At 74.7% G+C, this 8,710-nt stretch carries 3 protein-coding genes; all 3 read right to left on the bottom strand.

The window, feature by feature from the left end; genetic code table 11:
• Positions 1 to 27: 27 nt before the first annotated feature.
• Positions 28 to 1,611: an MFS transporter gene (locus G5C65_RS25295; RefSeq protein ID WP_165301236.1), complete on the bottom strand. Its 1,584-nt coding sequence runs from the start codon at positions 1,609 to 1,611 to the stop codon at positions 28 to 30.
• 292 nt (positions 1,612 to 1,903) lie between these two features.
• Complete coding sequence (locus G5C65_RS25290) at positions 1,904 to 3,427, bottom strand: amino acid adenylation domain-containing protein (RefSeq protein WP_165301235.1); 1,524 nt, start codon at positions 3,425 to 3,427, stop codon at positions 1,904 to 1,906.
• The gene (locus G5C65_RS25285) at positions 3,424 to 8,691 is read right to left on the bottom strand and encodes an amino acid adenylation domain-containing protein (protein WP_338146647.1); all 5,268 of its coding nucleotides are present in this window, start codon (positions 8,689 to 8,691) and stop codon (positions 3,424 to 3,426) included. The genes G5C65_RS25290 and G5C65_RS25285 overlap by 4 nt, the downstream gene beginning before the upstream one ends.
• Positions 8,692 to 8,710 lie beyond the last annotated feature (19 nt).

Raw genomic sequence — 8,710 nt, 5'->3', positions numbered from 1 at the left:
TAAGAGACAGGAGCCGCCCGTCCCGGATCAGACCGGTTCGGGGTCCGCCTTGTCGTCGTCGCCCTTGTCGTCGCCCTTGTCGTCGTTCTTGTCCTCGTTCTTTTCCTTCTCGGCCGGCTCGGGGGCGCCGGTGAGCAGGTCCTTCTTGCGGACGAGGGTGAGGGCGACGGCGGCGGTGCCGACGCAGACCGCGGCGGCCCACAGCATCACGAAGGCGGCGCCGTTGGCGATGGCGGACTCCAGCGTGCCCCGCACCTGGCCCTTGACGTCCTGGGGCACGTGCTTGAGGGCCCGGGAGATGTCGCCCTGGGCGGCGGCGGAGATCACCTTGTCCCGGTCGATGGAGCCCGCGGTCAGCTCGCTGCCGGCGCGGTCCGCGATCCGGCTGCGGAACAGCACGCCGAAGACCGCGGCGCCGATCCCGGCCCCGAACATAAACAGGCTGTTGATCGCCCCGGACGCCATGCCCGCGCGCTCCTTGGGCACCACGTTGACCGCGAGCGACATGGACGGGGCGCCCGCGAGACCGCCGCCCACGCCCCACAGCAGCAGGCCGGGCAGCGCCGCCCAGATGGTGTGGTCCACGTCGAAGGACCAGGCCATGGCGGCGCCGCCGAGCGCCAGCACACCGAAGCCGGCACCGATGATGTGCGAGGGCGAGTACTTGGCCTGGAGCTTGCCCGCGACCAGGCCCATGCCCAGCTGCGGGGCGAAGATGGCCATCATCATCAGGCCGGTCTCCAGCGGGCTCAGACCCCGTGAACTCTGGAAGTACAGGATGTAGTAGACCGAGCCGCCGATGGTCGCGAAGCGGGAGGCGAAGGCGATCAGGGTGGCCGCCACGAACGTGGGGATCTTGAAGAGCCCCAGGTCCAGGGTGGGTGCCGGGACCCGCAGCTCCAGCATCAGGAAGCCCAGCAGCAGCAGGGCGCCGGCGCCGAGCTGCACCAGGGTGGCGGCCGAGCCCCAGCCCTGGTCCTCGCCCCTGGTGAGGGCGAAGTTGATCAGCCCCAGGGTGAGGATGAGCAGGCCGACCCCGGTCCAGTCGATGCCGCCGAGCGGGCTGCGCTCCCCGTCGGCGGGCAGCCGGGTGCGGCACAGGAACAGCGCGACCACGCCGATCGGCACGTTGATGAGGAAGAGGTAGCGCCAGTCGGCGAGGTCGACCAGCAGGCCGCCGATGACCGGTGCGACGGCGCCGCAGGCGCCGAGCGTGGTGCCCCAGATGGCGATCGCCATGTTGCGGCTCTGGCCCTCGTAGACCTGCGCGAGCAGCGGCATCGCGTTGGCGAGGACGAAGGCGGCGCCCATGCCCTGCACACAGCGCGCGGCGTCCAGCGCGATGGCGTTCGGCGCGATGCCGCAGGCCAGTGAGGACAGGGTGAACAGCGTGATGCCGCTCATGAACATGGACCGGCGGCCCAGCCGGTCGGACAGCGAGCCCGCCGCCTGCTGGAAGGCGCCGAAGGTGACCGTGTAGCCGATGATGACCCACTGCAGGGCGGCCAGCGAGCCGCCGAGATCGGACTGGATCTCCGGTAACGCTACGGAAACGATAGTAATATCGATAACCAATAGCGCCGACGCAACGACGGTAATAATCAGGACCATTCGAGCCTGGCGACTCGTCGCGGTTGCCGTGGCGCTCACGAATTCCTCTTCCGGTGAGGGGGTACGGCGGCCCTACCCGATCGTGCGGGGCAGTGAAAATCGTTCCCGATGGAATTCCGACCCGGCGCCGCCATTCCTGGTAAGGGTGACCTTACTACGCAAGGTGGCCGTGAGTGTAGCACTCGTATTCCAAGACTTTGAGGAGCTGGCGAACGGTAAACGCGGGCCCCGGGCACGCGGTACGGAGGGCCCGGGCGACGGCGGCTGAGGGGGCGTCAGCACGGGGCGGCCGTCAGGCCGGGGCGGGCAGCGCCCCGACGTCGACCTTCCCGGTCACCGTCAGCGGGATGGCCGGCACCGGCACGAACCGGCCGGGCACCATGTACGACGGCAGGCGGTCGCGCAGGAACCGCCGCACCGAGGCGAAGTCGGTGTCCCCGGCGCACACCACGTACCCCACCAGCCCCGCCGCGTCGGCGCCGTCGCCCCGGGCCAGCACGGCGGCCCTGCTGATCGCCGGATGCTCCATCAACACGCCCTCCACTTCGCCGGGTTCGATGCGCAGCCCGCGCACCTTCACCTGCTGGTCGGCCCGCCCCAGATAGTCCAGCTCGCCGCCGGGCAGCCGGCGGACGAGGTCGCCCGTGCGGTAGAGCCGGGCCCCGGGGACGCCGGAGAACGGGTCGGGCACGAACCGCTCGGCCGTCAGCGCCGGGCGCCCCAGATACCCCCGGGCCAGCCCGGCGCCGCCCAGGTACAGCTCCCCGGTGCCGCCGTCCGGCACCGGCAGGCCGTGCGCGTCCAGCACATGCGCCGTGGTGCCGGTGACCGGCTGGCCGATCGGCGGCTTGTCCGCGTCCCGGCCGACCAGCGCCCAGGTCGAGTACGTGGTGTCCTCGGACGGCCCGTACAGGTTGTGCACCCGCTCCACCGTGCCCGTCGCGTACACCTGGCGCACCAGCGCCGCCGGCAGGGCCTCGCCGGCCAGGTTGACGGTGACCACCGACGGGGGCAGCGGTTCGGAGGACAGCAGGTCCAGCAGCAGGCTGGGCACCGTGTTCACCAGCGTCACCGGCCGGTCGGCGGCGGCCACCGGCAGATGGAAGACCGTCTCGGCCAGCACCACCGTGCCGCCCGCGGCCAGCGGCGCGAACAGCTCGAAGACCGACAGGTCGAAGCAGGTCGAGGTGGCGGCCAGGGTGTATCTCAGCTCCCGTGCCGTGAACCGCTCCAGCGCCCAGGACAGGAACGCCGCCGCGCTGCGGTGCTCCACCGCGACGCCCTTCGGGCGGCCGGTGGAGCCCGAGGTGTAGAGCACGTACGCCAGCTCGGTGCTCCCGGGCCCCTGCTCGCCGGGCTCCTGCTCGCCGGGCTCCTGCTCGCCGGTCCACGGCTCGCCTGCGGCGATCACGTCCCAGTCGCGGTCCAGCGAGACCACGGTGGCCGACCGGCCGGCCCACTTGGCGCGCAGCGCCTCCTCGGTCACCAGCAGACCGGCCCCGCTGTCGCGCAGCATGAACTCCACGCGCTCGGCGGGGAACGCCGGATCGACCGGTACGTAGGCCGCACCCGCCTTCAGCACCCCGAGGATCGCCACCACCAGCCACGGCGAACGCCCCAGGCAGACGCCGACCAGCGTCTCCGGGCCCGCGCCCAGCCGGCGCAGCCGCCCGGCCAGCGCCCCCGCCGCCTCCTCCAGCTCCGCGTAGCTCAGCCGCTCCCGGCCCGCCACCACGGCCTCGGCGTCCGGGGCCGCCGCAGCCCGCCGCGCGACCAGTTCGTGCAGCCGGGGGTGGCGCCCCGGGCCGCCGCTCACGCCGGAGCCCCGGTCGCCGACCCGGCGCCGCGGGCCGACAGCTCGCGGGCGACCTCCTCCGGCGACATCCGGGACACCCGCAACTCGACGGCCGCCACCGCCTCGGCCCACCCCGGTTCCTCCTCCGCCGCGACCACGGCGGCGGCCAGCCCGGCCACCGTCGGCGACAGGAACACCGTGCGCAGCGAGACCGCGTCCGAGGCGAACACCTCCCGCAGCCGGGTCACGATCCGGGTGGCGAGCACCGAATCCCCGCCCAGCGCGAAGAAGTTGTCCCGCTCGCCGACCGACTCCACGCCCAGCACCCGCGCCCACACCTGGGCGCACACCTCGGCCACCGCCGTGCGCGGCGGTTCCCCGGCGTTCGGCGAGGCGGCCGGGAGCGGCTCGGGCAGCGCGGCCCTGTCCACCTTTCCGTTGGCGTTCAGCGGCAGCGCGTCCAGCGTCACGAACGCGGCGGGCACCATGTGTTCCGGCAGCGTCCCGCGCAGGTGCGCGCCCAGCGCGGCGTCGGTGAGCTGGGTCCCGCCGGCCGCCGGGACGACGTACCCGACCAGGCCCCGGTACCCGGCCCCGTCGGCCCGCCGCCGGCCGGTCACCACGGCCGCCGCCACCCCGGGGTGCGCCAGCAGCGCGGCCTCCACCTCGCCGGGCTCGATGCGGTGGCCGTTGACCTGCACCTGGAAGTCGGCGCGGCCGAGGAACTCGATGGTGCCGTCCGGCAGGAAGCGGCCCAGGTCGCCGGTGCGGTAGAGCCGCTCGCCGGTGCGCGGGCAGGTCACGAAGGCGGCGGCGGTCCGCTCCGGGTCGTCCCAGTAGCCCCGGGCCACGCCCACGCCGGAGCAGTACATCTCGCCGGTCGCCCACACCGGGCGGTCGCGCAGCCGCGCGTCCAGGATCCGGTAGCGGGTGTTGGCGAGGGGCTTTCCGTACGGGATGCTGCGCCGCTCGGGGTCCGCCGCGTCCACCGGGTGCCAGATGTTCCACAGCGTCGTCTCGGTGGGGCCGCCCACGCTCACCACCCGCACCCCGGCCTGCTCCGTGAGCCGGCGCACCGTGGCCGTGCTGAGCCAGTCGCCGCCCAGGAACGCCAGCCGCAGCCCGGCCAACGGGCCGCTCTCCGCCTCCGGCTGCTGCACCAGCATCTCCATCATGGCGGGCACCGAGTTCCACACGGTCACCCCGTGCTCGGTCATCAGCCGCGCCCAGTGCGCCGCCTCCCGGCGCTCGGCCGCGCGCGGCACCACCAGCGCGCCGCCCGCGCCCAGCACCCCGAACAGGTCGAACACCGACATGTCGTGGTGCAGCGCGGTCAGCGCCAGCGCCCGGTCGGCCGGGCCGATCCCGAACGCCTCGACGGTCTCCCGCAGCGCGTTGACCACACCCCGGTGCTCGATCATCACGCCCTTGGGCCGGCCCGAGGACCCCGAGGTGAACAGCACATACGCCAGATCCGACGGCCCGGCGGGCGATCTGGGCACCTGCTCCGCCGGGGCGCCGGCGGGCAGCTCGTCCAGCAGCAGGGCGCGCCGCCCGCCGGTCAGCGGCGCCAGCTCCCGCCGGGTGAGCACCAGCTCCACCCCGCACTGCTCCAGCAGCCCCGTGACGCGCCCGGCGGACGCCTCCGGGTCCAGCGGCAGATAGGGGGCGCCCGCGTACAGCGCGCCGTAGGCGGCGGCGACCTGCTCCCAGGACTTGTCCAGCACGATGCCGACGGGCCGGTCGGGGGCCGCGCCGTGCGCGCGCAGCCAGGCGGCCACCCGGCCCGCCTCGCGGTGCAGGTCCGCGTACGTCAGGGTCCGGTCCTCGGCGAGCACGGCGACCGCGTCGGGGCGGGCCGCCACCTGCTCCAGGAAGGCGTCCTGGACCAGCCGGTCCGGCACCGGGCGGTGGCCGCCGTCACCGAGCGCGGCACCGTCCGGGCCCGACCGGGCCGCCGGAAGCAGGGGATCGGGCGCCGACCAGGCGGCCGGGTCGTCGGCCAGCCGCTCCAGCAGCGACCGCAGCACGCCGAACACCGCGTCCACCAGCCCCGGTTCGAACAGCCCTTCGTTGACGTCCCAGTTGACCACCAGGCAGTCGTCCTGCACCTCGGTCAGCAGGTCCATCCACACCTGCGGGGTCTGCGTGATGCCGTCCGTCTGCCGCAGCAGCCCGTCCAGCAGCGTGCCCCGGCCCCCGGCCAGCGGCACCGCGCTGGTGAACACCACCGGCATCAGCGCGCCGTCGAACCCGCCGCGCAGCCGCATCAGTTCGCGCAGCAGGTGCACCCCGCTCACGTAGGAGTGGCTCAGGTCGCTCCACAGCTGCTCCTGCACCCGCCGGGCCCGCCCGGTGAAGTCCCCGGGCGCCGCCGCGTCGATCTCGACCAGCGCGAACGAGGCGAACTCACCGACCGCTGCGTCGACCTCGGGGTGCGCGCCGAGCCGGTTGAGGTTGGTGACGTTGAGCGTGAAGCGCGGCTCCTGGGCCCAGGGCGCCAGCGCCTCGGCGTACACCGCGAGCAGCAGCCCGGCCGGGGTCAGCCCGGCGGCGCCGGCCCGGTCGGTGATCCGCTGCCACTGGCCGGCCGTCAGCCGCGCCGACCTGCGGACGAACCGGGGGTGCTGCAGCGCCTCCGGGGCGCGCCGCACGGGCAGCCGGGGCGCGGGCGCCAGGGTGGGCAGCCGGCGCTCCCAGTACTCGGCCGAGCGCCGGTGCGCCTCCGTGCCGCTCAGGTCAGCGGTCGCCAGCACGTAGTCCCGGTAGGACATGGCGGGCGGCGCCGGGTCGGCGTCCGGATCGGCGTAGAACAGCGACAGGTCGTCCCACAGGACGCGGATGCTGGCGAAGTCGGCGCACAGCGCGTCGATGCTGAAGTGCACCCGGAACCTGTCGTCCGGCAGCTCGGCCACCACCACGTCGAACAGCGGCCAGACGTCCACCGGGCGCACCTCGTGCGAGTAGCGCTCGCGGATCTCCGCGAGGCCGCGCGCCGCCTTGTCCCCGTCCGCCTCGCGCAGATCGACCACCGGCATCTCGTACGGCGGCGGATCCGGGAGCACCCGCTGGGTCATCGTGTCCGGCCGCACCACGGCGCGCAGCATCGGATGCCGGTCCACGACCCGCTGCCAGGCGGCGCGGAACCTCGGCACGTCCAGCCGCTCCCCCTCGAACTCCAGATACATGTGCGCGGAGACGTTCCCGGAGGACAGCGACCCGGTGCGGCCCACGCAGTACGCCTGCTGCTGGTCGGTCAGCCGGAACGGCTCGTGGGCCGCCGCCGGCTGGGGGGTCACGACCGGCAGCGCCGCGCCCTCGCCGGGCGCCCCGGCCGCGGCCCGCTCGCGCTCGATCGCCCGGCTCAGCTCGGCCACCGTACGGTGCCGGAAGACGCTGTGCGGGTCCAGCTCCATGCCGAGCCGGTCCCGCAGCCGGTTCATCACCCGCACGCCGAGCAGCGAGTTGCCGCCCAGCTCGAAGAACGTGTCGTGCGACCCCACCCGGTCCACGCCCAGCAGCTCCGACCACAGCTCTGCCACCAGCGTCTCCAGCGGGGTGCGCGCCGCGGCCTCGGCGGCGGCGCCGGCCGGGGCGGCGGCCGCGCCCGGCCGGGGCAGCGCCTGCCGGTCCACCTTGCCGTGCGCGGTCAGCGGCAGCGCGTCGAGGACCAGCAGATGCGCGGGCACCATATAGCGCGGCAGCAGCCCCGCGAGATGGCCGCGCAGCTCCTCCACCCCGGGGACGGCCCCGGCCGCGGCCGTCACGTACCCGGCGAGCGCCTGGTTGCCCAGCTCGCCGTCCTGGCGCGGCAGCACGATCACCGCGGCCGCGTCGACCGCCGGGTACGAGCGCAGCGCGGTCTCGATCTCGCCCAGCTCGATCCGGTGGCCGTCCAGCTTCACCTGGAAGTCCGCGCGGCCCAGCAGCTCCACGGTGCCGTCCGGCAGGAAGCGCCCCAGGTCGCCGGTGCGGTACAGCCGCTCGCCGGTCCCCGGGTGGCTCACGAACGCCTCGGCCGTACGGTCCGGGTCGCGCCAGTAGCCCAGCGCCAGGCCCGCGCCGCCGATGTACAGGTCCCCCGGCACCCCGGCCGGCCTGGGCCGCAGCGCGGCGTCCAGCACGTGCAGGGTCTGGTTCGGCAGCGGGGAGCCGTACGGGATGCTCGGCCACGCGGGGTCGACCTCGGCCACGTCGTACGTGCAGGAGAGGATCGACGCCTCGGTGTTGCCGCCGAGCCCGACGAACCGGACGCCGGGCGCGATGTCCCGGGCCCGCTCGGGCAGCGACAGCGGAATCCAGTCGCCGCCCATCACCAGCAGCCGCAGCGAGGAGACCCACGGCTCGGGATCCCGCTCCACATGCTCGCAGAACAGCTCGAACAGCGCCGGGGCACCCAGCCAGGTCGTCACGCCCTCGCGGCGCACCAGCTCCAGCCAGTGGCCGGGGTTCCGGTCGGTGCCCGCGTCCGGCAGCACCAGGGTGGCGCCCGCGCACAGCGTGCCCAGCATGTCCCACACCGACAGGTCGAAGCTCATCGCCGACAGCCCGATGGCCCGGTCCCGCGGCGTCACCTCGTACCGCTCGATGACGTGCGTCAGCGTGTTCAGCGCACCCCGGTGCGGCACCATCACACCCTTGGGGGTGCCGGTGGACCCCGAGGTGAACAGCACGTACGCCGGGTCCCCGGGACGCTGCGCCGCCGGCAGCGGCCCGTCGTCCAGGCCCGCCCAGCACGCGTCGTCGTCCACCGCGAACACCTCGACGCCCCCGGGCCACTCCCACCGGCCGGCCACCGACCGCTGGGTGAGCACCAGGCGCACCCCGGTCATCTCCAGCAGCCGCTCCCTGCGCTCCGCCGGCAGCCCCGGATCCAGCGGCATCCACGGCGCGCCCGACTCCAGCACGCCCAGCAGCCCGACCGGCTGCTCCCAGCCGCGCTCCATGCACACCGCGACCGGCTCGCCCGGCCGCGCGCCCCGGTCCCGCAGCCGCCTTCCGATCCGGCGGGCCCGGCTCAGCAGCTCGCCGTAGGGCACCCGGCGTCCGCCCGAGACGAGCGCGGTGTGCGCCGGGTCCCGCTCGGCGGCGCGGGCCACGGCCTCCTGCAACAGGCCCCCGGGCAGCGGCGCCGCCGTGTCGTTGACCCGCGCCCGCAGCGCCCGCTGCGCCGCCGGCAGCCGGACGGGCACCACCGGGGCCGTCCAGGCCGCCGGGTCCTCCTCCAGCGTGGCCAGCAGGTCCAGCCAGGACTCCGCCAGGTCCGCCGCCAACTCCCCGGACACCGCCCCCGCGGCGTACTCC

Source organism: Streptomyces boncukensis (genome assembly GCF_011045075.1).
Lineage (GTDB): Bacteria > Actinomycetota > Actinomycetes > Streptomycetales > Streptomycetaceae > Streptomyces > Streptomyces boncukensis.
This window is presented reverse-complemented; position numbering and strand designations above follow the sequence as displayed.

What these genes read in the sequence shown, in the direction of transcription:
- G5C65_RS25295 (WP_165301236.1), bottom strand. Translation starts at nt 1,611, where the DNA reads ATGGTCCTGATTATTACCGTCGTTGCGTCGGCGCTATTGGTTATCGAT.